The following is a 25,216-nucleotide window of genomic DNA, read 5'->3' as shown; positions in this document are numbered from 1 at the left end:
TTTCAGTCGTAAATCGTAAATAGTTAAATAGTAAATAGAACATCGTGGCTATAAAGTTTCAATATAACAAAACCTCTCTTCAGCAGCTCGAAAAGCAACTGAAAGTGCGGGTGCGTACGCTTCCTATTATTAAGAATAAGGAAAGCGCCCTCCGCATGGAAGTGAAACGCTGTAAAACGGAAGCTGCCGATCTGGAGGATAGGCTCGAACAACAAATTCAAGCCTATGAAGCCATGTTCGCCCTTTGGAATGAGTTTGACGCTTCATTAATAAAGGTGAATGATGTTCATCTTGGCGTGAAAAAGATTGCGGGTGTGCGCGTACCGTTGCTCGAAAATGTGGAATTCGAGATACGTCCGTACAGTATGTTTAATGCTCCCAAGTGGTATGCCGACGGTATCCATCTATTGGAAGAGCTGGCTCATACGGCAATTGAACGTGAATTTATGCTCGCCAAGCTGAACTTGTTAGAACATGCAAGGAAAAAGACCACTCAAAAGGTGAACCTTTTTGAGAAGGTACAGATACCGGGCTATCAGGATGCATTGCGAAAGATCAAACGATTCATGGAAGATGAAGAAAACCTGTCGAAATCTTCGCAAAAGATCATGAAGTCCCATCAAGAAAAAAGGAAGGAGGTAGAGGCATGATTACAAAAATGAAGAAACTCACATTCTTGGTTTATCACAAAGAGTATGAAGAATTCCTGAACAGTCTGCGTGAACTTGGGGTAGTCCATATTGTGGAGAAACAACAGGGGGCTGCTGATAACACGGAGTTGCAGGAGAATATTCGTCTTTCCAATCGCTTGGCGGCTACCTTGAAGTTGCTTCAGAATCAGAAGCATGAAAAGAATGCTGTGATTGCTACGGAAGGCGGAACGGCTGCCCGTGGTATGCAAGTGCTGGACGAAGTGGATGCCCTGCAAACAGAGCATGGAAAGCTGTCGCAGCAGTTGCAAAGCTATGCCAAAGAGAAAGAAGCGCTGGAAGCCTGGGGCAACTTTGAACCGGACAATGTTCAGAAGCTGAAAGATGCCGGTTATGTAATCGGTTTTTATAGCTGTTCGGAAGGAAATTACAAGGAAGAGTGGGAAACGGAATACGATGCAATGATTGTGAACCGCATCTCTTCTAAAGTATTCTTCGTGACTCTGACGAAAGGCGGGCAGGAAGTGGATTTGGATGTAGAACAGGCGAAATTACCTGCATACTCTTTGGCACACCTTGAAACGCTTTACAATACGACCGAACAGGCCGTTGAAGAGAATGAAAAGAAGCTGGTTGCACTTTCCGAAACGGAAATTCCTTCCTTGAAGGCTGCCCTGAAAGAGTTGCAAAGTCAGATTGAATTCTCTAAAGTCGTGTTAAGTACCGAGCAGACGGCCGGCGACAAACTGATGTTGATTGAAGGATGGGCACCTGCATTCAGTCAAGTGGAGATAGAGGCTTATCTGAATGACGCACATGTATATTATGAGATTACCGATCCGATGCCGGGTGATAATGTTCCTATTCGATTGAATAATAAGGGATTCTTTGCCTGGTTCGAACCGATCTGTAAGTTGTATATGCTTCCGAAGTATAATGAATTGGACTTGACACCGTTCTTTGCCCCGTTCTTCATGATCTTTTTCGGACTTTGTCTGGGAGATTCCGGATATGGTTTGTTCCTGTTCCTGGGAGCTACTGCCTATCGGTTGATGGCGAAGAAAGTGACCCCGTCGATGAAATCAATCATTTCATTGATACAGGTATTGGCGGTTTCAACATTCTTCTGCGGTTTGCTGACAGGTACGTTCTTCGGAGCGAACATCTACGATTTGAACTGGCCGATTGTTCAACGTCTGAAACATGCTGTCCTGATGGATAACAATGATATGTTCCAATTATCGTTGATATTGGGAGCTATCCAAATTCTATTCGGTATGGTATTGAAGGCGGTGAATCAGACCATTCAGTTTGGTTTCAAATATGCAGTGGCAACGATCGGATGGATCATCCTGCTGGTTTCCATGGCAGTTTCGGCTTTGTTGCCGGAGGTAATGCCGATGGGAAGCACTGTGCATTTGGTTATTCTGGGTGTTTCGGCTGCTATGATTTTCCTTTATAACAGTCCGGGAAAGAATGTTTTCCTGAATATCGGACTGGGATTGTGGGATTCATATAATATGGTTACCGGTTTGCTTGGCGATGTATTGTCTTACGTTCGTCTGTTTGCCCTCGGACTTTCCGGAGGTATTTTGGCGGGAGTATTCAACAGCCTGGCAGTAGGTATGAGTCCGGATAATGTAATAGCAGGTCCGATTGTTATGGTACTGATTTTCGTTATCGGTCATGCCATCAATATCTTTATGAATGTGCTGGGTGCAATGGTTCACCCGATGCGTCTGACGTTCGTTGAGTTCTTCAAGAACTCCGGATACGAAGGAGGCGGTAAAGAGTACAAACCGTTCAGAAATTGAAAATTTGAAGATTAAGAATTAGAAATTGAGAATTAATATTTTAAGAATTAAACAATAAAAAATAGAATAAGATTATGGAAATGAATTTGTTTATCGCCTACATTGGCATCGCGATTATGGTTGGTTTGTCGGGCATTGGTAGTGCTTACGGAGTAACTATTGCAGGTAATGCTGCTATCGGAGCATTGAAGAAGAATGATAGCGCATTCGGTAACTTCCTGGTATTGACAGCTCTTCCGGGTACACAAGGTCTTTATGGTTTTGCCGGTTATTTCATGTTTCAGACGATCTTCGGTATTTTGACTCCTGAAATTACAGCTATCCAAGCATCAGCAGTGCTTGGTGCAGGTATTGCTTTGGGATTGGTTGCTTTATTCTCTGCTATCCGTCAGGGACAAGTTTGTGCAAATGGTATCGCAGCAATCGGACAGGGACACAATGTATTTAGCAATACGTTGATTCTTGCCGTATTCCCAGAACTTTATGCAATCGTTGCTTTGGCTGCAACCTTCTTGATCGGTAGCGCACTCGTTGCATAATTTTTAGCAAGAATATTTCCTATAAAAGACTTTCAATCCCCTTGTACATGCAGCTTCGCATGTGCAAGGGGATATTCTTTTTTCATTGTAAGGCAACGTTTCTTTCTTCTTCTTAACTCATATTTTTTGTATAAAGTATTATTTTTCAAAGAATAATGTGTACTTTTGCACTCGCATACTAAAAAGAGTTTTAATATATTATATGGTAAAAGATTTATTAACCCCCGATTATATCTTCGAGTCCAGCTGGGAAGTATGTAATAAAGTGGGAGGTATATATACCGTCTTGTCGACACGGGCAAATACATTACAGGAAAAATTCCGCGACAGAATTTTTTTCATAGGTCCTGATGTGTGGCAAGGAAAGGAGAACCCTCTATTCATCGAGTCGGATAACCTATGTGCTGCCTGGAAAAAGCATGCGCTTGAGAAAGACGAACTTTGTGTCCGTGTGGGACGATGGAATATCCCCGGTGAGCCCATAGTCATTCTTGTTGATTTCCAACCTTTTTTTGAAAAGAGAGACGATATATACACAGAAATGTGGAATCGTTATCAAGTAGATTCGTTGCACGCCTATGGCGATTATGACGAGGCTTCTATGTTTTCCTATGCCGCAGGAAGAGTGGTGGAGAGTTTCTATCGCTACAACCTGACGGAAACGGATAAGGTGGTATATCAGGCACATGAATGGATGACTGGAATGGGAGCACTTTATGTACAGGAAGCTGTGCCGGAGGTTGCTACTATTTTTACGACCCATGCTACTTCTATCGGCCGTTCCATTGCCGGTAATCATAAGCCGTTATATGATTATCTGTTTGCTTACAATGGCGACCAGATGGCGCAGGAACTGAACATGCAATCGAAACACTCGATTGAGAAACAGACTGCACACTATGTAGACTGTTTTACTACGGTGAGTGAAATAACCAATAATGAATGCAAGGAATTACTGGATAAACCGGCAGATGTTGTTCTGATGAACGGTTTTGAAGATGATTTTGTGCCGAAAGGAAGCACATTTGCCGGCAAGCGTAAACGTGCACGTGCCTTGATGCTGAATGTAGCCAATAAGTTATTGGGAACAAATCTGGGTGATGATACGTTAATTGTCGGAACCAGTGGACGATACGAGTTCAAGAATAAAGGTATTGATGTTTTTCTGGAATCATTAAACCGTTTGAACAGAGATAAGAATTTGCATAAGAATGTTTTGGCATTCATTAATGTACCCGGTTGGGTGGGAGAGCCTCGCGAGGATTTGCAGGCACGTTTGAAGAGCAAAGAAAAGTTTGATACTCCGCTTGAGGTGCCGTTTATCACCCATTGGCTGCATAATATGACTCATGACCAGGTGCTGGATATGTTGAAATATCTGGGAATGGGCAATCGTCCTGAAGATAAGGTGAAGGTGATTTTTGTTCCTTGTTATCTGGATGGACGTGATGGTATCATGAATAAAGAATATTATGATATATTGCTGGGACAGGATTTGAGTGTCTATGCTTCTTATTACGAACCGTGGGGATATACTCCGCTGGAAAGTGTAGCATTCCATGTGCCGACAATCACTACGGATCTGGCTGGGTTCGGACTTTGGGTAAACAGCCTGAAGAACCAGCATGGCATTAATGATGGAGTAGAAGTGTTGCATCGTTCGGACTATAATGATTCGGAAGTGGCGGATGGTATCAAAGATACGATTACGTTATTTGCGGATAAGACAGAGAAAGAAGTGAAGGAAATCCGTAAGCGTGCTGCTGAAGTTGCAGAGCAGGCTTTATGGAAGCACTTTATACAATATTATTATGAAGCTTATGATATCGCTTTGCGTAAGGCAAGGATACGTCAGTTGAGTTAAGAAAGAAATTATTTATCAATAAGTAAACGAAAACATTATGAAAATCAAAGTTAGTAATGTGAATACTCCCAACTGGAAAGAGGTTACTGTGAAATCACGTATACCGGAAGAGTTGGAGAAGTTGTCTGAAATCGCACGCAACATTTGGTGGGCATGGAATTTTGAAGCGACTGAACTGTTTAGAGATCTAGATCCGGAACTTTGGAAAGAATGTGGACAGAATCCAGTACTGTTGTTGGAACGTATGAGCTATGAGAAGCTGGAAGCGCTGGCAAAAGACAAGGTGATTCTAAGAAGAATGAATGAAGTTTATACGAAATTCAGAGATTACATGGATGTGAAGCCGGATGAGCAACGCCCATCTATAGCTTATTTCAGCATGGAATATGGCTTGAGCAGCGTCCTGAAAATATATTCCGGTGGTCTGGGCGTATTGGCTGGTGACTATCTGAAAGAGGCTTCCGACAGCAATGTTGATTTGTGTGCGGTAGGTTTCTTGTATCGTTACGGCTACTTTACTCAAACGTTGTCTATGGATGGACAGCAGATTGCCAACTACGAGGCACAAAACTTCGGTCAACTTCCTATTGAACGCGTAATGGATGCCCACGGTCAGCCGTTGGTGGTAGATGTTCCTTATCTTGATTATTATGTTCATGCAAACGTGTGGCGTGTGAATGTTGGACGTATTTCTTTGTATCTGCTTGACACAGACAATGAAATGAACAGCGAATTCGACCGTCCTATCACTCACCAGCTTTATGGTGGCGACTGGGAAAACCGTTTGAAACAGGAAATCTTGTTGGGTATCGGTGGTATCCTGACTCTGAAAGCTCTGGGTATCAAGAAAGATGTTTATCACTGTAATGAAGGACATGCTGCATTGATTAATGTTCAGCGTATCTGCGACTATGTAGCTACTGGATTGACTTTCGATCAGGCTATTGAGTTGGTTCGCGCTTCTTCTCTTTATACTGTTCATACTCCGGTGCCCGCAGGTCACGATTATTTTGACGAAGGTTTGTTTGGCAAATATATGGGTGGTTATCCTTCCAAAATGGGTATCTCATGGGATGACTTGATGGACCTTGGACGTAACAATCCGGGCGACAAGGGCGAACGTTTCTGTATGTCTGTTTTTGCTTGCAACACTTCACAGGAAGTGAACGGTGTAAGCTGGTTGCACGGAAAAGTTTCTCAAGAAATGTTCTCTTCTATCTGGAAAGGTTATTTCCCGGAAGAAAGCCACGTAGGATATGTAACGAATGGTGTTCACTTCCCAACTTGGAGTGCAACAGAATGGAAAGAATTATACTTTAAATATTTCAACGAAAACTTCTGGTTCGATCAGTCTAATCCTAAGATTTGGGAAGCTATCTACAATGTGCCCGATGAAGAGATTTGGAAGACTCGTATGACTATGAAGAATAAGTTGGTTGACTATATCCGTAAGTCATTCCGCGATACATGGTTGAAGAACCAGGGAGATCCTTCTCGTATCGTTTCACTGATGGATAAGATCAATCCGAATGCATTGCTGATTGGTTTCGGTCGTCGTTTTGCTACTTACAAACGTGCACACTTGTTGTTCACCGACTTGGATCGTCTTTCTAAGATCGTGAACAATCCTGATTATCCGGTACAATTCCTGTTTACAGGGAAAGCTCACCCGCACGATGGAGCAGGTCAGGGCTTGATTAAGCGTATCATTGAAATCTCTCGCCGTCCGGAATTCCTGGGTAAGATTATCTTCCTCGAGAATTACGATATGCAACTGGCTCGTCGTCTGGTTTCCGGCGTTGATATCTGGTTGAATACTCCGACTCGTCCGTTGGAAGCATCCGGTACGTCTGGTGAAAAAGCTTTGATGAACGGTGTTGTCAACTTCTCTGTATTAGATGGATGGTGGCTGGAAGGTTATCGTGAAGGTGCAGGTTGGGCGTTGACCGAAAAACGTACTTACCAGAATCAGGAACATCAGGATCAGTTGGATGCTGCTACTATTTACAGTATTCTCGAAACTGAAATCATGCCTTTGTATTATGCACGTAATAAGAAAGGATATTCTGAAGGCTGGATCAAAGTGGTGAAGAATTCTATCGCACAGATTGCTCCTCATTATACCATGAAGCGTCAGCTGGATGATTACTATAGCAAGTTCTATTGCAAACTGGCAAAACGTTTCCAGACTTTGGCTGCTAACGATAATGCGAAAGCAAAAGAAATCGCAGCTTGGAAAGAAGAGGTTGTTGCTAAATGGGATTCTATTGAAATCGTGTCCTGCGATACTGTGGAAGAACTGAAGAATGGTGATATCGAGAGCGGAAAAGAATATACTATTACTTACGTTATCGATGAGAAAGGTTTGAATGATGCAGTGGGTCTTGAATTGGTTACTACCTATACAACGGCAGACGGAAAACAACATGTTTACTCTGTAGAACCGTTCAGTGTAATCAAGAAAGAAGGTGACTTGTATACATTCCAAGTTAAACACAGCTTGTCAAATGCAGGTAGTTTCAAGGTGGCTTACCGTATGTTCCCGAAAAATCCGGAACTTCCACACCGTCAGGACTTCTGCTACGTACGTTGGTTTATCTAATAGCTTAAATGGTGGAGGTAGGGAAGTGCTACTTCCTTACCTCTCTGTAGTATAATAAAGATAGCCCCTGCAATCGATCGAATTGCAGGGGCTATTTCATGATGTGCAGGATAAAATTAAGGAAGTTGTACTAGAAGCAGTTGGACTTATATCACAATCAACTACGTTAACGGAAATAGGATACGATTTTAAGAACTGTGCCACCTTATTGTCACAACTGTGCCATCAGTGTGGCACAACTGTGACAATGGAGTGTCACAACTATAACTACTCTGTCAAGTGCAGAACCTTCTCTTTAACCTTTGGGGCTTACTTTACAGCTTCTGCAATTTTAGCTTGAAGTTCTTCTCCGTGCAGACCGCGGGCAATAATCTTGCCGCTACCATCGATCAATACAGTGTGAGGAATGCTGTTTACAGCATAAAGCTGTGCACCTTCACTTTGCCAGAATTTCAGGTCGGACATTTGCGGCCAAGTCATGTCTAGCTTCTTGATTGCTTCTTTCCATGCAGCACCATCCTGATCGAGAGATACACCTACGATTTCGAAGTTTTTGCCTTTGTACTTAGCGTATGTTTCTACCAGGTTAGGCATTTCGCGACGGCAAGGACCGCACCAGCTAGCCCAGAAGTCAACCAATACCACTTTTCCCTTACCTACATAATCAGACAACTTCACGCTCTTTCCTTCCGGAGTCTGCATTTCGAAATCAACAAATTGAGTGCCTACAGCAGTCTTTTTCTGTTTGTCAGTCATCTCTTTGATTCTTACGATTGTTTCGTCATTCTGGAAATTTGCAGGAATTTGTTGCAACAAAGCTTCGTTTTCGTCCGTAGAGTTATTGTAGAAAGTTTGTTTAAACAAGAATACTCCAACCGGGTTGGTGATATTCTTCTGTACACCTTCTTTGATTGCTTTGTCGTATTGTTCTTCCAGCTGGGCACCTTCTTTTTGTTTGGCCTCTTTCTGCTCATCACTTAAAGATGTGTCGCCCATTGCTTCATAAATGGCATTCATTTTTTTGCTGATGTCATTGATTTGAGCTCTGATTTCCTGGTATGCATCGTTGTTGGGAGTACCGGTAACAGCATCATTGTCCTTGGTCAGGGCAACATTGATTTTTCCGTTTTCCAGGAAGAAGTCGATCATCAATGGCTCTCCGTTCACTTCACAAGTGACATAACGGCTAACCACAGAATCTTGTGTGCCTTCAAAGGTAAAAGTGCCTTTGGTGATAACAGCTGTATCTAGTTTGGTCAGATTTCTACCATTGGCTTCTTGAAGATAGACGGTGTCACCATCGCTTGCACCTTCTACTGTGCCTGTGATAGTATATCCGGCTTTGTTTCCGCCAGTACAAGCTATCATGCTTAACGCTGCCGTTGCGATAATTAAATAAGTAAACTTTTTCATGCTTTTGTAAAATTGGTGAATAAATATTTATGCAAAGATAGATTTTTTTTCTGTCGGGCATCGAAAAACACTGTTATATTAGATTAACACGTAGGTAGAAACCGCAGAAATGTGTACCTTTGCAGCCCAAACTTTAGTATGAATATGCAAGAAGATAAATCCATCATTGAGGTGAGCCATGTATCGAAGTACTTTGGCGATAAAACAGCATTGGATGATGTGACTCTGAACGTGAAAAAGGGCGAGTTTGTGACTATACTTGGTCCTTCCGGTTGCGGTAAAACCACGTTGTTGCGTCTCATTGCTGGTTTTCAGACAGCTTCGGAAGGCGAAATCCGAATTTCGGGGATGGAAATAACACAAACCCCTCCCCATAAGCGTCCGGTGAATACGGTATTCCAGAAATATGCCCTATTCCCGCATTTGAATGTGTATGATAACATCGCTTTCGGCCTGAAACTGAAGAAAACACCGAAACAGACCATTGAGAAGAAAGTGAAAGCTGCTTTGAAAATGGTAGGTATGACGGATTATGAATACCGTGATGTGGATTCTCTTTCCGGTGGTCAGCAACAACGTGTAGCCATTGCCCGCGCCATTGTGAATGAGCCGGAAGTATTGCTGTTGGATGAACCGCTGGCAGCACTCGACCTGAAAATGCGTAAGGATATGCAAATGGAGCTCAAAGAAATGCATAAATCTTTGGGAATTACGTTTGTTTATGTCACTCACGACCAGGAAGAGGCACTTACGCTAAGTGATACGATTGTCGTGATGAGTGAGGGAAAGATTCAGCAGATCGGTACGCCGATTGATATTTATAATGAACCTATCAATGCTTTTGTAGCAGACTTTATCGGAGAAAGTAATATCCTCAACGGTACCATGATTCATGATAAACTCGTACGTTTCTGCGGTACGGAGTTTGAATGTGTGGATGAAGGATTTGGCGAGAATGTTCCCGTAGACGTAGTCATCCGTCCGGAGGATCTTTATATTTTCCCTGTTTCGGAAATGGCACAGTTGGTAGGAGTGGTGGAGACTTCTATTTTTAAAGGGGTGCATTATGAAATGACGGTGATGTGCGGTGGATATGAATTTCTGGTGCAGGATTACCACCATTTTGAAGTAGGGGCGGAAGTCGGTCTGTTAGTAAAGCCTTTCGATATCCATATCATGAAGAAAGAGCGTGTTTGCAATACGTTCGAAGGAAAATTGCTGGATGCTACTCATGTGGAATTCCTGGGTTGTAACTTTGAATGTGTTCCGGTGGAAGGAATCGCTTTCGATACGAATGTCAAAGTGGAAGTAGACTTTGAAAAAGTGATTCTTCAGGATAATGAAGAAGACGGAACGCTGACGGGTGAGGTGAAATTCATCCTTTATAAGGGCGACCATTATCATCTGACTGTATTGTCAGACTGGGACGAGAATGTATTTGTAGATACGAACGATGTATGGGATGACGGTGACCGTGTAGGTATTACCATCCCTCCAGATGCTATTCGTATAGTTAAAATAACCGATTAACAGGAAAGGAAGTGAATAAGAGGTTTATAGTCTTTTTGTCATCACGTAAGAGTTGGACTCTCCCTTACATTATTTTTTCGGCGATCTTTGTGATCATACCGTTGTTCTTAATTGTCGTATATGCCTTTACTGATGATAGCGGTCATTTGACACTCGCCAATTTCCAGAAGTTCTTCGAACATCCCGAAGCAATCAATACCTTTGTCTATTCGATTGGTATTGCCATTATTACCACCCTTGTTTGTATTTTGCTGGGTTATCCTGCTGCCTGGATCTTGAGCAACAGCAAGCTGAACCGTTCTAAAACGATGGTTGTACTGTTTATCCTGCCGATGTGGGTGAATATTCTGGTGCGTACCCTTGCCACTGTTGCCTTATTCGACTTTTTCAGTGTGCCGTTGGGCGAGGGAGCCTTGATATTCGGTATGGTGTACAACTTTATTCCCTTTATGATTTATCCTATCTACAACACTTTGCAGAAGATGGATCATAGTTATATCGAGGCTGCGCAAGACTTGGGAGCCAATCCTGTGCAAGTTTTTCTGAAAGCAGTCCTTCCGCTTTCCATGCCGGGGGTGATGAGTGGTATCATGATGGTGTTCATGCCGACCATATCGACATTTGCCATTGCCGAGTTGCTGACGATGAATAACATCAAACTCTTTGGTACGACGATTCAGGAAAATATCAATAACAGTATGTGGAACTATGGAGCGGCACTTTCGCTCATTATGTTGCTATTGATAGCTGCTACTTCCCTGTTCAGCACCGATGATAAGGAAAACTCAAATGAAGGAGGCGGGCTATGGTAAAGAAGATATTTGCACAGACTTATTTGTGGATATTGCTACTCTTGCTTTATTCTCCGATCGTGATTATTGTGATCTACTCATTTACAGAGGCGAAAGTGTTGGGTAACTGGACGGGATTTTCTACCAAACTTTATTCTTCGTTATTCACTACCGGTGCTCATCATTCTTTGATGAATGCATTGATTAATACAATCACTATCGCTCTATTGGCTGCAACGGCATCTACATTGTTAGGAAGCATCGCTGCTATCGGTATATTCAATCTGAAAGCCCGTTCCCGCAAAGCGGTCGGATTTGTGAATAGTATTCCTATTTTGAATGGTGATATTATCACTGGTATATCACTCTTTCTCTTGTTTGTATCATTGGGAATCACACAAGGCTACACAACCGTAGTGCTTGCTCATATTACTTTTTGTACCCCATACGTTGTTTTGAGTGTGTTGCCTCGTTTGAAGCAGATGAATCCGAATATTTATGAAGCTGCCCTTGACTTGGGAGCTACTCCTATGCAGGCCTTGTGGAAAGTCATTATTCCGGAGATTCGTCCGGGAATGATTAGCGGTTTTATGCTTGCACTGACATTATCCATTGATGATTTTGCCGTAACTGTCTTTACTATCGGTAATCAAGGTTTGGAAACGCTCTCTACCTATATCTACGCCGATGCCCGCAAGGGAGGTTTGACCCCGGAACTTCGTCCGCTTTCGGCTATCATTTTTGTCGTGGTACTGGCGTTATTGGTTGTAATCAATTACCGGGCAGGAAAAACGAAGAAAAAAGATTAATAGACTATCAAATGTGCTACTACGTAAATAATATGAAAAGAATAATTCCTGCTATCCTGCTCTTATTGGCTTTGACCGGGTGTTATAATTCCGGTGAACCTCGTGAGCGGGTTCTTAAAATCTACAACTGGGCGGATTACATCGGTGAAGGTGTACTTGAGGATTTCCAGGCATATTATAAAGAACAGACCGGTGAGAATATCCGTATCGTTTACCAGACATTCGATATCAACGAAATCATGTTGACGAAGATTGAAAAGGGGCATGAAGATTTTGATGTGGTTTGTCCTTCGGAATACATCATCGAGCGTATGCTGAAGAAGCATTTGTTGCTACCCATCGATACGAATTTTGCCCATTCTCCCAATTACATGAATAATGTGGCTCCATTTATTCGTAAGCAGATTAATAAATTGAGTCAGCCGGGTGAGAAGGCAAGCCGCTATGCTGTATGTTATATGTGGGGAACGGCTGGTATTTTGTATAACCGGGCTTATGTGCCCGATTCGGTAGCTTTATCCTGGGATTGCCTTTGGAATAAAAAGTATGCCGGAAAGATCCTGATGAAGGATAGTTATCGTGATGCTTACGGAACAGCTGTGATCTATGCACATGCAAAGGAACTGAAGGAGGGAACAGTGACAGTGGAAGAGCTGATGAATGACTACTCTCCACGTGCGATGGAGTTGGCTGAAAAATATTTGAAAGCTTTGAAACCGAATATTGCCGGTTGGGAAGCGGATTTCGGCAAGGAGATGATGACGAAAAATAAAGCCTGGCTGAATATGACTTGGAGCGGTGATGCGATTTGGGCGATTGAAGAGGCTGATGCGGTAGGAGTGGATCTGGATTATGAAGTTCCGGAGGAAGGAAGTAATATCTGGTATGACGGTTGGGTGATCCCGAAGTATGCCAAGAATCCGGAAGCAGCCAGTTATTTTATCAACTTTATGTGCCGTTCGGATATTGCCTTGAGGAATATGGATTTTTGCGGATATGTAAGTTCCATAGCCACTCCTGAAATACTGGAAGAAAAGGTAGACACTACACTTCAATATTATTCCGATTTAAGTTACTTTTTCGGACCGGGTGCAGATAGCATACAAATTGACAAAATACAATATCCGGATCGCAAAGTGGTGGAACGATGCGCCATGATTCGCGATTTTGGCGATAAGACAAAAGAAGTTCTTGATATTTGGTCGCGTATTAAAGGAGATAATTTGGGAGTGGGTATCACTATTCTTATTTTTGTTGTCGTTGCGTTGATGAGTGGTTGGATGATTTATAAAAGATGGCAGCGTTATAGCCGTCAGAAACAACAGAGACGCAGAAGCAGAAGGAAAAAGGTCAGGAGGAATTAGTTTTTCTCCGGATTACAAACATAAATAAATGACGCAAAAATAAAAGCGGTATCTACAGAAAGGAATAAGAAGCACGGTGAACGGAATGCTGATGGCAGGATGTTTACCGTGCTTTGTTTTTATCGTCTTTTCATTTTCCGGAGAATGTCCTTGGTATCCTTATCTACCCGGAATGACTCGATTGTTTTTTGCAGTGCCTTGTTGTAAGTCCAGTTATCCAATGCGCTATGTTTCAGATACTCCATTGTCTTTTGGGAAAATTTGATAAAACACAGTGATATCATCCATGCCATAGCCATGCGTGCATAATAGGCATCGTGATTGAATGAGTCGGCATATTTCAGTAACGAATCAATATGTGCGTCATCTACATAATGGAAAAGCATCACAATTCCGAAACGTATTTCAAATTCTTTAGAGGATTTCAGATAGGGTTGGATAAATTGCCATACGTTTTCTTTTCCTTTTTTCACGGCAGTTTTCAGTTCACTGCAGAATATGTCGCATACAGCCCAATTATCTATGCGGGGAATGAACATCGTTACGTATTTCATTTGTTCTTCAAGTTCCATTTTTGCTAGTCCGATAATCATTCCCTGAAGCATTGTTTCTTCATAATAGTTAGTCTCGGTTGATTCGACAAATGTGCGCCAGTCTTCTTTCTTTATAATTTCTTTGGCCATTGTTCGCAGTTGGGGGATGCGTACGCCGAGAATGTTGTTAGCTCCCGGGAGGAGGGAAGAGTGAAATTCCTGATATTGGGAATCTACTAACGCCTGTAATTCTTTCCGGATGTTTTCAGTTATAGTCATTTTTCATATCGTTGGTTATTTCACAAAGGTATAAAAAAAGAGTATGCGTACTGTGGCAGGCATACTCTTTTTTGAGACAATTCCCATCATAATGAAAATACTTTGGGAAAGCTTGTCCGATCGGTTACTTCTTGACCATGTCGAAACTGAATGTGGTAATCGGGAAGTCTTTCAACGGCACTCCTTCTACTTCCACCTGGGTTGCTTTGATCACAAAGGTAAGTTTTTTATCTTTATATGTATATTGACCCTGTTCTTCTGCTTCTATGGTTACTTTTACAGTAATTTGAGGATCTTCTTCTCCATCCGCTTTTACTTGAGTCGGGGGCGTATATTTTATTTCCAAAGGTTCAGGTTTCAATTGAAGTAGAATGGAGCCTTTGCCATCATCATTAAAGGCGGCAGTATAAGGAATGTTGTAATTGATATCGTCCAGATTCTCAATGATAACTTCGGCAGCTTCTTCACCGACGATACTTCTGATCAAATCGTCAACCGGAAGTTTTTTAATCATAATTTGATTGTCTTTTACTTCAGCGGTAACTGTGGCTCCTTGCGGTTGTTCTTCTTTGGAGGAGTAGTTTTGTGGATTGACGGATGGAGCGGTTTCTGTCAACATCTTACCGGAATAGTTTCCATCCACATCTTTAAGTGAATATACGGGAATATCTGAATCGTCATCATTGCTGCATGCTGTGAAAGTGCTTATCAGGCCTGGCAATACTACAAGGAGAACAAAGCGATTAAAACAACGAGTTTTTTTTATTTCAGTTAAAATTTTCATACTGTTTAAAATTAGATTATTAATTTTCAAAATTAAGGTGTACGTACATAGAGTAAATGCCGGTATTTGTGAAATACTGCGTATGGAAATAAAAACAAAATGTTTTTTTGCAGGAATGCTGTTGCAGAGGTCCCATTCATCAGGACCTTTGCAACAGATAGCAGACTTCGTATACTATTGTTTTTTTATAATAGATTCGCTTGGTGTTATTCCGAAATATTCTTTGTATTTATGTCGGAAGTTTTTTAGATTCTTTAATCCTATCATTTCCGGAACCACATTTACAGAGTATTTTCCGCTTTCTAACAGTTCACGGGCTTTTTCCATTCGGATTCGGTATATAAAAAATTTAGGTGCTTCTCCTGTCAGCGATTTCCATTTATTGAAGAAAGTAGTTCTACTCATATATAGTTCGGACGCGACTTCATCAATAGTCAGGTTTTCCTGATCTATATTTTTTAGAATATAGTCTTTCACACGATCGATGAATACGTAATTATCTTCATTCAGGTTTTCGTTCTCTTTTATCTTTAAGAATTGTTCCCCGAATATTTTTTGTAGGAATGATTTTCTAAGGAAACGACTATTTTTGATTAGAACGTTTATTTCTATTTTTAAATCTTCTACATGAAAAGGAGTATGTAAAAAGACATCGGCCAGCGAGGCCTCTCTTGTGTTTTGTTGTTTGCCGTCCAGATATGAACCGTAAAGGATAATAGGTATAATAGAGGTCTCTCCGGACGTTTTCAGTCTTGAAGAGAGTTCGTTTCCATACATCCCATGCAACATCATGTCACAAATCACGATGTCCGGGTATTCTTCTCTGATGTATTTCAGGGCTTCCAGACCGTTGTCGAAGCTTTTTACAATGAAGTGTTCGGATAAGCGTGTTTCCAGATAAGACCTGAAGTCTGCATTACTGTCAGCAAGGAGTACTGTAGGCTTGGCTGACTTTCTTTTATGAGTCTCTTTACAGAACAGAGAGTCAATCTTTTTTTCTTCCTGATTGACTGTGAACTGTATGGGAGTATATTCGGACATATTTTTATGTGTATATTTTAATGGAAATCTTAGTAAAACACTCTGTTGGGAGTGATTGATGAGAATCTTGCCGTTGCACAGTCTTAACAGTTTCTTATAAAATATACTTTTATCGAAACTATATTCAAGTTCTTCTCCCCGTTTGAGTAATTGAAGCTTTTTGTATGTGTAACATTGGGTCAATCTCCTGCTTTTGTAACCGGTTATTCTAATTTGCCAGTGTTGAGGGTTTATAGAAATAGCCAAGATAATTGTTTGCTTTTGTCCGGCGTGGTCTATGGCGTTTCTTATGAATTTATCAATGATTGGAGATACCTTACTTTGGTCGAACCAAGTACTGGCATACTTGAATTCTGTCTTTATTTCCAGTTTTATTTGATTGTTGATGGCATGTTCTCTTAAAGAGTCGACTTTGTTCCTGATAAACTTTCCGAGTTCATATTCTGCAATATCCACACTTCCGGAATGGGTGAATAACTGTTTCAAATTCATCAGTCCGGTTAAATGTTCGTTGAGACAATCGATCTTTCGGATTGCCAGTAATAACTCCGTTTTGGCATTTTCGGGACAATGATCATTGTATATTGTTTTTAATGGAGTATGAATCGATGTGATCGGGGTACGAATATTCCCGAAGGAGTCCATTAAATATTGAATCCCTTCTTTTAATAAATTCTTTTCTTTTTGTATAAATATGAAAGACCAAATCCAATAAATTGAAATTCCGCCTGCAATAAACAGTGGGACAAGGTATAATTGATAAATAAGAAGTATAGTTATGACAACGGGAACGAGAGGTGATGTTGTTATTGAGTATTTCATTTTAATTTGTTTTAATGGTGCCACTTAGATGGGATACACCTATTTCCTACGTTTGAGATAAAAGAGTAAATTCACTGTAACTATAATCTCACAGTTATGTATTCATAAACTCAAAATATAAATATTTATGGATTTATATTTTGAGAGGTGATAGTTGAAAGTAAAATTTATATGAGGAGCTTGAATCCTAACAATTTGAATCATTCTTTGAGAAATGGTGGATTTCCTCCTGGCAACAATGATAAATAGATCTATTTTTGTTTATTGAATGTTTTTATTTACCGTGTGGTAATACTGATGAGGGGGGGGAACGTATTGCATATTCGGTACTATCGATACATATCCCGATAAGTACCACTTTGGATTTTCTCATATAAAGATAGAAAGGAAGTACGATTTATTCCTGCGAAGTAAAAATAATGATAAGTTGTAACAAGTGGATGATGATATGAATATTGGATGACAGTTTATTGTCGTTTGGTGTGTTTGTTGTGAAAGATGGTGAATTATAATTGTGATTTTTTAACCAACTGTCTGTCGTCGACAGAGTAAGGTTCCGTTTTCGTATTCAACTCATATAAAAAGTTGTATCATTAGATGGGCAGGACTATAGAAAGGTGCGGCGATGTTGAGAAAACCATATTTCACTTCTTCGTTGTCGAATCTCAACATATAGGTATGAAAACGTTGGTCGTATGACTTTATCGCTAAGTAGCCGCTTTGATAAATCATCGGAACAGGATTACTGATGTTCGCTCTGTTATCACTCAATGAGGCGGAAGAGACTTCAATGCCATCCAGTTGGCGAAAGTCGAAGTCCTTCTTTTTAAGTATTTCTATCAAGAATGTTGGTGTTCCGCTGGCAAACCAATAATCGCCGAAACGTGACTTGGAAAGGGCACTACATATTCAATATAACAGTACTATATACAAAGGTAACAAACATTTGTATATTACGTAATGAACATTAGTAATAATAAATTCAGGCTTCCTGTTAGCTATTTTATATGGATGTTTTAATCTTGCTGTTGGGTAACTGTAGGGAATGCATAACTGAGTCAGGCTTATTGCATAAGTCTGTCCATATAAATGCACAAGTGTAATTTCATTGTTGTTTTATTATCTGATAAGCCATGTCGTAAAAAGTGCAGTTCTCTTCTGATAAAATGTGGCAGCATTTAAAGTTTAAAAAATTTCGGTTGCTACTACTCTTATTTTTGCTCGAAACTTTCCCTCCAGTTAATTCTATGAGCATTGGAAGAGTTAGTAGCTTCCGAAGGATAATTGTTTGAATAGGGGAAGACCGGACACTGTTCTGTAATAGAACAGTGTCCGGAATCTTCCTACTTGGTTATTCTTTATTTTTCTGAGTCACCTCGATACCTGCAGGCCACAATACTGCTTTATTATGGGCTTTTGCATCATTCCCGTGGCCGGAGAAATCTTTGGCTATATCGCCTTCGCCTTCGTTGAACTTCCAGTAGGCGCATAGACCCGGGGCATTTTCTGGGTCTTCTATATTATACATGTTTTTGTAGATTTCCTCTTGAGTGCGGGCTGTGTTCCATATGCGTACTTCGCAGATTTCGCCGTCAAGTTGTCGACTCATGTCGTCAGGCTCACCATAAGAGTGGCCTATTTTGAACATGAATTGTTTACCACGCTCTTGCATACCGAGGTTGATGGGTAAGCCGTTTCCGTAGTCTTCGGCGCGGCTTTGTTCACGTCCATCAAGGTAGATGGAGGCGGTACGCGCTTCAGTGTCATAAACTACGGCTACGTGGTACCATTCATTGGGAAGTAGTAGTTTACTGTTGTCAGCGTTGGGTATTTTGTTTTCGTTGGCGGCGAATTGTAGTTGTTGTAAGGGGAATCCTGTATCGCCAAGGCGCAACAGACAATATTGCTCAATGCCCATGATGGTACAGATGTTTTTCGTTTTGGCGCCGTATTTGAAGTCATTCACACGAATGATGGCTTCGTAGGTGAGTTGCTTCAGATCGTTGACGATGTCGGCAGTGGGGCTGTTTTTGTCGAAGCCGGGCACTTCGAAGTAATTATCTTTCAAATTGACAGCGGTGGTGATGGCACTGGAACGTCGGATGATATAGCAGATGGTTTTCGAACCGTCGAGAATGCCGATTCCTCCTGTTGCCTGACTGATGGTGACGGGGAGTAGATAGCCGGCGTCGATAGTGAGTTCGGTGAGGGCGTCGAAGTCAATGGTGACAGGCGCTGAGATGGTTTTACCTTGCGGAATAACGGCTTGCTCGGTGGAGAGAGTGTAGTATTTGGGGTCGAGCAGGGTGTAGTCTGTTTCCAGGCGGGCGTTGTAGGTGTTTACCAAGGTAGGATCTACTTTAATGCTGACGTTGACGTCGCTTCCCGTCGGCTGTGAGAGCTGAGCGGCGATTGTTTGTTGACCGGTTTCGATGAGGCGGTTGAAGGTGAAGCTCGTCACGTCCTTCTGTTGGGCGACATCGAGGTAGACTACGCTGTCGAATGGGGAGGCGTTGCTATAGTCCTTGTTGTCGCAGGCGGCTAGTGACAGTAGCATAGCTGCGGTGAGGCTTGAGAGAGAGGCTGTGCATAGGATGCTTCGGAAGATTTTTGTTGTTTTCATGGCATTTGAATTTTTTGTTTCTTTACGGGATTGATAGATATATGTTGTTTCGAATTTCTTCGTTGATATTCTGTTTTTGTTAGCGTCCGTCCGTCGGGTGTTGCCGATGGGGGGGGACGTTGCTGATGCTTCTTTTTACGGGGAAGCATTGTTATAAGGATTAGCGTTGTTCATAGCTGCTGGCTCTGGTTTCGAAATGAGAGAAGCCGGGAGTGCTGCTTGTGGAAGCATAGCTTTCGGAACAGTCTACTTTCGTGCGGACACTCCCGGTCTTTTCTTTTTTTAATTTGCTTTGTTTAGCGCAATGCTTACTTTTCAGCAGCCGTTGCAAAAAATTTAGCTATGAAGGCCATGACCCTACTAGTAGTTTTTAGGATATGAAGTACCGGTATAGCTAACTGTTTTTCCACCCCATACTCGTGAAGCAAAATTGTTCATTGTTCCGGAAGCATCATAATTACGTACATTAAACATCATGATTGCACCATAATCGCCATAGTTTTGCGCAGCACTTTGGATTTGTCTTGCACTAGGATAACCGTCGGTGTATTGTATTGACATACTTGCCCATTTGCTGTTTGAAAATCCGGAAGGAGCACCATATCCGTAACCGAAGTTAGGCCACATATAATTCATAGCGTTCAGAGCATTCTGATTGAAATATTGGGCATAGCCGTAATGGAAAGCAGTAATTAACTTACCAGACATTTTCGGATTCGCGCGTAAGGCTGTAATCAACGAACTGAAGTTAGTACCGCTGGGTGACGGGGTACCTGATATTTTTCCGTATTCAGCATATTCGTCATCAAAGTCTACACCATCAAGTCCATTAACTTCAATACAATCAGCCACTTGGTTAGCGAATGAAGTTATTTGCGCACTGGTTAGATTAGCAAATCCCACACCTGTATGATCACCCAGCAAACCGAGCAATACTTTGATACCCTTGTCCTGCAATGGTTTCACCAATGTATTTCTGTTGTTCAGAATGTAAGTCTGATTCGGGTTGTGATATAACTCTACAGTCGAAACTGTGCCGCGAATGTTCGATGCGAACAATATCACGTGATCCACTACATAGTCTTTGTCCGCTTCTGTACCGGTGAAGTAGTATTCACCCATATTTAACGGATTGATATCGTTTGTCTCGATATACGTTGTCAGTTTCGGTGTTTTAACGGATACACCACGGGTCGCTACCGACTGGGCATCTTGAGATGCTACTACCAAGTCTTCATTGTTGCTGCAACTTGTAACGAACAATACCATAATTAATGTAACTAGAGTAAAAAATAAATTCTTCATGATTTTTTGATTTAAAAGTTAATAACTAATTGTGAATGGGAATTTTTTCACATATAAACACCTCCTTTTTTCTTTTAATTCTTATTATCTGATTATCATTTTTTATCTTGGTTTCTTTTGGTCAGATTATGATTGATCTTTATTTACCAGTCTTTCCTATAAGGATTGTTTTCAGGACCTCCATTTATCCTATTGTCCAAAGCTTTTCCATCATACAATACATCTCCCCATATTACTTCGTCTCTATTAAAATCCCAACTATCACCGTCATCCATGAATGGAAGAAGGCTATATGTGCCTAACATTATACCAACTGCTGTTTCATAGCCACCATACTCATTACCGATGAGATCATTTCCATAAACTATAATATTGCTTTTTTTATATCCTGCGGATTTCCATTTAGCTATTGTCTCTGCTGCCTGGTCTCTATGTTTTATATCAGTGCTAGAATACAGAGGTACATTTACACTACCGTAACATTTTTCATCCAATCCGGCAATGGGTTTTCGCGTGTATTTACTATAAACCTGTGTACCTTCCGGGTTGGGAGTGATGGCTTGCAAGTCTTCCGTTGGCGAAACGTAGCCGTGCCATGCATAATCAATGTGTTTGCCTACTTCGATGCCTCCACATTTGTTGATGTCGTAGAAATATTCCGTAGCGTCTCCTTTATCTACCAATGTGAGCAATTTGCCGGGTAAGGCTTCACGCAATGTCTTGATCAGCATGGGGTATGAAGTGGTGTTCATTGCCGGTGTTCCTGCTTTGCCGTATTTACTGTCATCATCCAATAGGTTTACGCCATCTAGTTGATAACGATTTACCGTAGCTTTCACTTGACTGACGAAATCGGTTATCTGTGTGTTGGTCATGCTGCAAAAGCCTATTCCTTTGCCACCATTTTCAATACAAATGCATACTTTGTGGTCATACTCCTGGAGATGGCGGATGTATTTATCTCTATGTTCCAATACGTAAGACAGGTCGCTACCCAAGCTGAACAAAGCACGTCCACTGGTAGCGTCATAGTCTATTGTTGCTTTTTTGAGGTTTACAATATTCCCCATGTTATATATTGGTGCAGGCATGGTTGAACCTTCCGCTTTGACACTCCATGCGTTGGCGATCAAAGGCTGATACGTTTCTGTATTTACATAAAATACTGAAGTCAGACCGGGCATCATCGGTGGGATTGGTATTGGTTCGTAGCCAGGTGTGCATGTCGTTATCTTTTCCCGGAAGCTTATTCTGTAATAAATCACTTGTTTGGCAGCTTGCACTTCTATACCTGCAAAGTCCCGTTCGAGCGTAATTGCCAACAGGTAGAGCGTTCCAGCTTCCAGTCCTTCGGGAGAAAGGGTGACACTAATATTTTCGGATACTTTCTTTCCAGTGGGTATGGTGAGTGAACCGCCGTCCTCAAAGGTCACATTGGTGACAGGAAATTCTTTCATTTCGGTGCTGTTGTCACTGTTGTATTTCGCTACGAGTTCCGGTGATGGAACAACTTTTACTGTAACGGTCGTTGTAGCGGGCTTGGTTAGTGCGTAAACTATTTCTTCGGTGGCTGCGCCATCGTCTTCATACATGCCCACGGTAATCATGTGGGAAAGAGTCTTTCCACTGTATAGCTGTCCTCCCATGCTATTCATAGGTGTTTCGTCAGGCAGCACACCTCCGATTTGTGTGATATCTCCTGCGGTGCATCCCGTCAATGCTACCAACAACATGGAAAGGGCGAAGTATTTGAATGAGTTATTCATAAGATTGATTTTATAGTATTTATGCATTGTTTTTTATCATTAGTTTCGGTTTCCTGCAAACTAATATTCCATAATTTCCATCCTCTTACTTTCGTCTACATGGATGGATTCATCGTCTGTATAGCCGTCCGGCAAGTATGGTAATTCTTTTCAGGTTGATAATAATCTTCACCTATGGAGTATATTGCCATTCCTCCCAAAGGACCCAAGCCAACTACACGGTTAGGTATTTCGAGCACGGCGTTATGCCATGTTCCGTTTTCGTCCGCTAACTTGCCGTTCATCTTGGTGGCTAGTATCAGTTGCTTTTTTGATAGCGTTGTATGCGTCTCCAGTGTATTTGCCACAAGCAGTTTCAATGCCACGGCTCTCTCTATGTCGGCGGTGTTGAGCACTACGTAGTTCAGTTTCTCCATGTCGGCAGCGTCTACAAAGGTGGGATCCCCTTCAAAAACGAGTGCTTTTCCTGTGGCGGATAGTTTGGAGACAATTAACCGTGCGGACGCTTTGCGTGCAGCCTGTTCAGTATCCGTACCACCATAAAGTGGTATGCCGCTGAAAGCGAAACCATCCATGTTTAACTCTGCAACAGTGGCTACCGCTTTGTCCAACCATGCGCCCAAAGCGGCGTCATCGGGAAGTTCCGTCATTTTCTTGGCATAATCTACGTGGTAGAGCACGCGGGTACTTTTCTCTTGTAGTCCGGGGATATCCTCACGGTCGGCAGCGGTGATGTTCTCAGAGTTTGCCAACGTAACAAAGTCCAGTGAATCGGGCAGGGAACGGAGATAGTTGCCTTCGTTCTTTGAAGGCTCAACGCCGTTGTTGAAGCTCGCGTATGTGATGTAGTGTTCGCGTTCGAGCTTGTAGATGCGAAGCGATTCCATATAACGTGCCCAGAGTTCGGGATTTTGCTTGTCCGGGCCTTGGATGGTGTAGTCCACCTCTTCCGGATCTGTCCAGTCTTCACAAGACGTAAACAGATATCCTCCGGCTATTGCGATTGTCAGGAGACAAGCCATTAAATTGGATCTCAAATAGCTGTGTTTCATATCTTTTTGTTTTTCAAGGTTTTACTTTTATTAATTATTCGGTTTGCAATCCCACCAGAGGCGAATATTTATTTGGTCTCCTCCCAGCATCTGTGAGGCTTCTTCCACGTGTCCTCCGTTGAGGCTGTATTCACTGGCAGGGTATTGCAGGCGACGTATTCCGATGTTAGTAAGTTCGGAATATGAGCTCTTATTGTCAACGATGGGGAGCATTTTGGGATAACCCGTGCGGCGGCGTTCACTCCATGCTTCGATGCCCAGCGGGTAAATGGCAATCCACTTCTGGGTGATGATACGTTCGAGATTCTCTTCGAAATGATCTTCCTTGCTGTCCGTGTTCCACGCGATTTTGATGTTGGATGGGGCACTGGTGTCGTATTTGCCCAGCGGATCGGCATAGGCTGCTGGCACCATGCTGTTGTCGGCAGCGTAAGCTTCGGCTCCCGATGCTCCGTGTTGGGCAAAGGAGAGGGCTATGCCTTGCTCATAGAGGTCTTTGGCCTCTCCACCCATTGCCCATCCCCGCAATGCGCCTTCGGCACGGAGGAATGCCACTTCGGCGGCGGTCATCCAGGTGTAAGGGTCGGTGGCGGTCATGAGGCGGTTGGAGTAGACGCTTTTCAGTTGGTCGTCGGTCACGCCTGTCGGTAGTGTGCCGATGCGGATACCGTAATAGCCTTCTTTACTGCCGGCGGTGCCGTCTGTTTTGCCGTTGCCTTTACCCATGGTGAAGTATTTTTCGCGGCGAGAATCCTGATAACCGTTCATGTAGCATAGAATGTCGGCACCAATCCGATAGTCGTTCCAAGTGTTGAAACAGAGGGCAGAACGGTTTTCGGCTACGTGAAATAGGGCGTTGTCGGCATTGTCAGTAATCACACCCGCCTTCACTGCCGCTTCGGCTATCCGTTGCACTTCTTCTTTCATCTCTGGCACGTAGCAGAGACGCATCGCCATGCGAAGTTGCAGAGAATGGAGGTATTTGCGCCATTGCTCCACGTTTCCGTAATAGACGTCGTCAAGCTTCTTCAGGGCATCGGGGTCGAGTGTGAGGTTGTCCTCAAATGCTTGGTCGGCTTCATCCAGTTCCTTGAACATCTGCTTGTAGATAACATCCTGCGAGTCGTAGGGAGCACTCAATGCAGCGGCTTCTCCTTCCACCACTATCTTGCTGTAGGGGATGGGTCCGAACATGTCGGTAGTGCGTTGCATGATCGCCACTCGCAGCACTTTGGCGATGGCTTGCGGAACGGGCACGTCATTCAGTTTCATCAGATTGCGGTAGTTAGGATAGGTGTTGGTGAAGATGGTGGAAAAGGCTCCTTCCAACCAATCCGACTTGGGATTATATGTTGAAAATTTTTCAATCCATCCGGTGTGCGTGTCACTAAAATATCCACCATAAGCACCACCGCACATGGCTTCCATAAATTGATACAAATGTTCCTGCGTGGGGATCACCTGACCTTCAAGTGTTTTTAATTTGGAACCTACGTTATAGTTGTCTCTCCCCATCTCTTCCTCAGTGGTTTCAAAAGGGTTTCGATTGATATCATTGTCCATGCAACTACTAAAAATAAGCAGCGTGGCAATTGATATCATTGTCAGATTGAACTGTTTTATGTATTTCATGCT

18 protein-coding genes and 1 pseudogene are annotated in these 25,216 nt (G+C 42.3%); 9 read left to right on the top strand and 10 right to left on the bottom strand.

The features are described 5' to 3' along the window. The first annotated feature begins 44 nt into the window (after positions 1-44). From AB3G73_RS07165 to AB3G73_RS07145, 5 genes are all read left to right on the top strand, one after another. On the top strand, positions 45-650 hold the full coding sequence (locus tag AB3G73_RS07165; RefSeq protein WP_004297640.1) for a V-type ATP synthase subunit D: 606 nt from the start codon (positions 45-47) through the stop codon (positions 648-650). Beyond that, the gene (locus tag AB3G73_RS07160) at positions 647-2,464 is read left to right on the top strand and encodes a V-type ATPase 116kDa subunit family protein (RefSeq protein ID WP_320974776.1); all 1,818 of its coding nucleotides are present in this window, start codon (positions 647-649) and stop codon (positions 2,462-2,464) included. The genes AB3G73_RS07165 and AB3G73_RS07160 overlap by 4 nt, the downstream gene beginning before the upstream one ends. Before the next feature lie 74 nt (positions 2,465-2,538). Next, complete coding sequence (locus AB3G73_RS07155; RefSeq protein ID WP_004316776.1) at positions 2,539-3,003, top strand: V-type ATP synthase subunit K; 465 nt, start codon at positions 2,539-2,541, stop codon at positions 3,001-3,003. A 202-nt stretch (positions 3,004-3,205) separates the two neighbouring features. Continuing rightward, positions 3,206-4,867 carry a glycogen/starch synthase gene (locus AB3G73_RS07150; RefSeq protein WP_148367587.1) on the top strand — a complete coding sequence of 554 codons (1,662 nt, stop codon included), beginning with the start codon at positions 3,206-3,208 and terminating at the stop codon, positions 4,865-4,867. A gap of 37 nt (positions 4,868-4,904) precedes the next feature. Beyond that, positions 4,905-7,469, top strand: coding sequence for a glycosyltransferase family 1 protein (locus tag AB3G73_RS07145; RefSeq protein ID WP_259023146.1), 2,565 nt, complete (start codon positions 4,905-4,907; stop codon positions 7,467-7,469). A gap of 309 nt (positions 7,470-7,778) precedes the next feature. Here the strand turns inward: AB3G73_RS07145 and AB3G73_RS07140 are convergent, their stop codons facing one another. After that, positions 7,779-8,882: a DUF4369 domain-containing protein gene (locus tag AB3G73_RS07140; RefSeq protein WP_148367590.1), complete on the bottom strand. Its 1,104-nt coding sequence runs from the start codon at positions 8,880-8,882 to the stop codon at positions 7,779-7,781. A 138-nt stretch (positions 8,883-9,020) separates the two neighbouring features. Here AB3G73_RS07140 and potA point away from each other — a divergent pair, with 138 nt between their 5' ends. The 4 genes from potA to AB3G73_RS07120 are packed head-to-tail and all read left to right on the top strand — an operon-like array spanning position 9,021 to position 13,376. Continuing rightward, entirely contained in the window at positions 9,021-10,412 is a 1,392-nt protein-coding gene (gene potA, locus AB3G73_RS07135) for a polyamine ABC transporter ATP-binding protein (RefSeq protein WP_099147245.1), read from the top strand. Positions 10,413-10,423: 11 nt separating this feature from the next. Next, positions 10,424-11,224: an ABC transporter permease gene (locus tag AB3G73_RS07130; protein WP_004308090.1), complete on the top strand. Its 801-nt coding sequence runs from the start codon at positions 10,424-10,426 to the stop codon at positions 11,222-11,224. Beyond that, a complete protein-coding gene (locus AB3G73_RS07125) occupies positions 11,218-12,012 on the top strand; it encodes an ABC transporter permease (RefSeq protein WP_148367591.1) in 795 nt (264 codons plus the stop codon). Before AB3G73_RS07130 ends, AB3G73_RS07125 begins: the two co-directional genes overlap by 7 nt. A gap of 32 nt (positions 12,013-12,044) precedes the next feature. Next, positions 12,045-13,376 carry an ABC transporter substrate-binding protein gene (locus AB3G73_RS07120; protein ID WP_148367592.1) on the top strand — a complete coding sequence of 444 codons (1,332 nt, stop codon included), beginning with the start codon at positions 12,045-12,047 and terminating at the stop codon, positions 13,374-13,376. Positions 13,377-13,495: 119 nt separating this feature from the next. Here the strand turns inward: AB3G73_RS07120 and AB3G73_RS07115 are convergent, their stop codons facing one another. The 9 genes and pseudogenes from AB3G73_RS07115 to AB3G73_RS07075 form a co-directional block, all read right to left on the bottom strand. Continuing rightward, positions 13,496-14,188 carry a DNA alkylation repair protein gene (locus tag AB3G73_RS07115; RefSeq protein ID WP_148367593.1) on the bottom strand — a complete coding sequence of 231 codons (693 nt, stop codon included), beginning with the start codon at positions 14,186-14,188 and terminating at the stop codon, positions 13,496-13,498. Positions 14,189-14,312: 124 nt separating this feature from the next. Further along, positions 14,313-14,972, bottom strand: coding sequence for a DUF4840 domain-containing protein (locus AB3G73_RS07110; protein WP_004303851.1), 660 nt, complete (start codon positions 14,970-14,972; stop codon positions 14,313-14,315). A 174-nt stretch (positions 14,973-15,146) separates the two neighbouring features. Beyond that, entirely contained in the window at positions 15,147-16,835 is a 1,689-nt protein-coding gene (locus tag AB3G73_RS07105) for a response regulator transcription factor (RefSeq protein ID WP_148367595.1), read from the bottom strand. Positions 16,836-17,409: 574 nt separating this feature from the next. Then, positions 17,410-17,750, bottom strand: a pseudogene (locus AB3G73_RS07100) (AAA family ATPase); the annotation flags it as partial. A 436-nt stretch (positions 17,751-18,186) separates the two neighbouring features. Further along, positions 18,187-19,458 (bottom strand): DUF1735 and LamG domain-containing protein, encoded by a 1,272-nt coding sequence (locus tag AB3G73_RS07095; RefSeq protein WP_195650492.1) that lies wholly within the window; start codon positions 19,456-19,458, stop codon positions 18,187-18,189. Positions 19,459-19,818: 360 nt separating this feature from the next. Then, a complete protein-coding gene (locus AB3G73_RS07090; RefSeq protein WP_367744067.1) occupies positions 19,819-20,763 on the bottom strand; it encodes a glycosyl hydrolase family 18 protein in 945 nt (314 codons plus the stop codon). Between the two features lie 143 nt (positions 20,764-20,906). Then, complete coding sequence (locus AB3G73_RS07085) at positions 20,907-22,529, bottom strand: DUF1735 domain-containing protein (RefSeq protein ID WP_229128695.1); 1,623 nt, start codon at positions 22,527-22,529, stop codon at positions 20,907-20,909. Positions 22,530-22,624: 95 nt separating this feature from the next. Continuing rightward, entirely contained in the window at positions 22,625-23,581 is a 957-nt protein-coding gene (locus AB3G73_RS07080; protein ID WP_229128694.1) for a glycoside hydrolase family 18, read from the bottom strand. A gap of 30 nt (positions 23,582-23,611) precedes the next feature. Next, the gene (locus tag AB3G73_RS07075) at positions 23,612-25,213 is read right to left on the bottom strand and encodes a RagB/SusD family nutrient uptake outer membrane protein (protein WP_367744059.1); all 1,602 of its coding nucleotides are present in this window, start codon (positions 25,211-25,213) and stop codon (positions 23,612-23,614) included. Between the last annotated feature and the right edge of the window lie 3 nt (positions 25,214-25,216).

Source organism: Bacteroides sp. L008 (assembly GCF_040812255.1).
Taxonomy (GTDB): Bacteria; Bacteroidota; Bacteroidia; order Bacteroidales; family Bacteroidaceae; genus Bacteroides; species Bacteroides vicugnae.
Note: the sequence above shows the minus strand (reverse complement) of the source record. Positions and strands in the feature narration are given on the sequence as shown.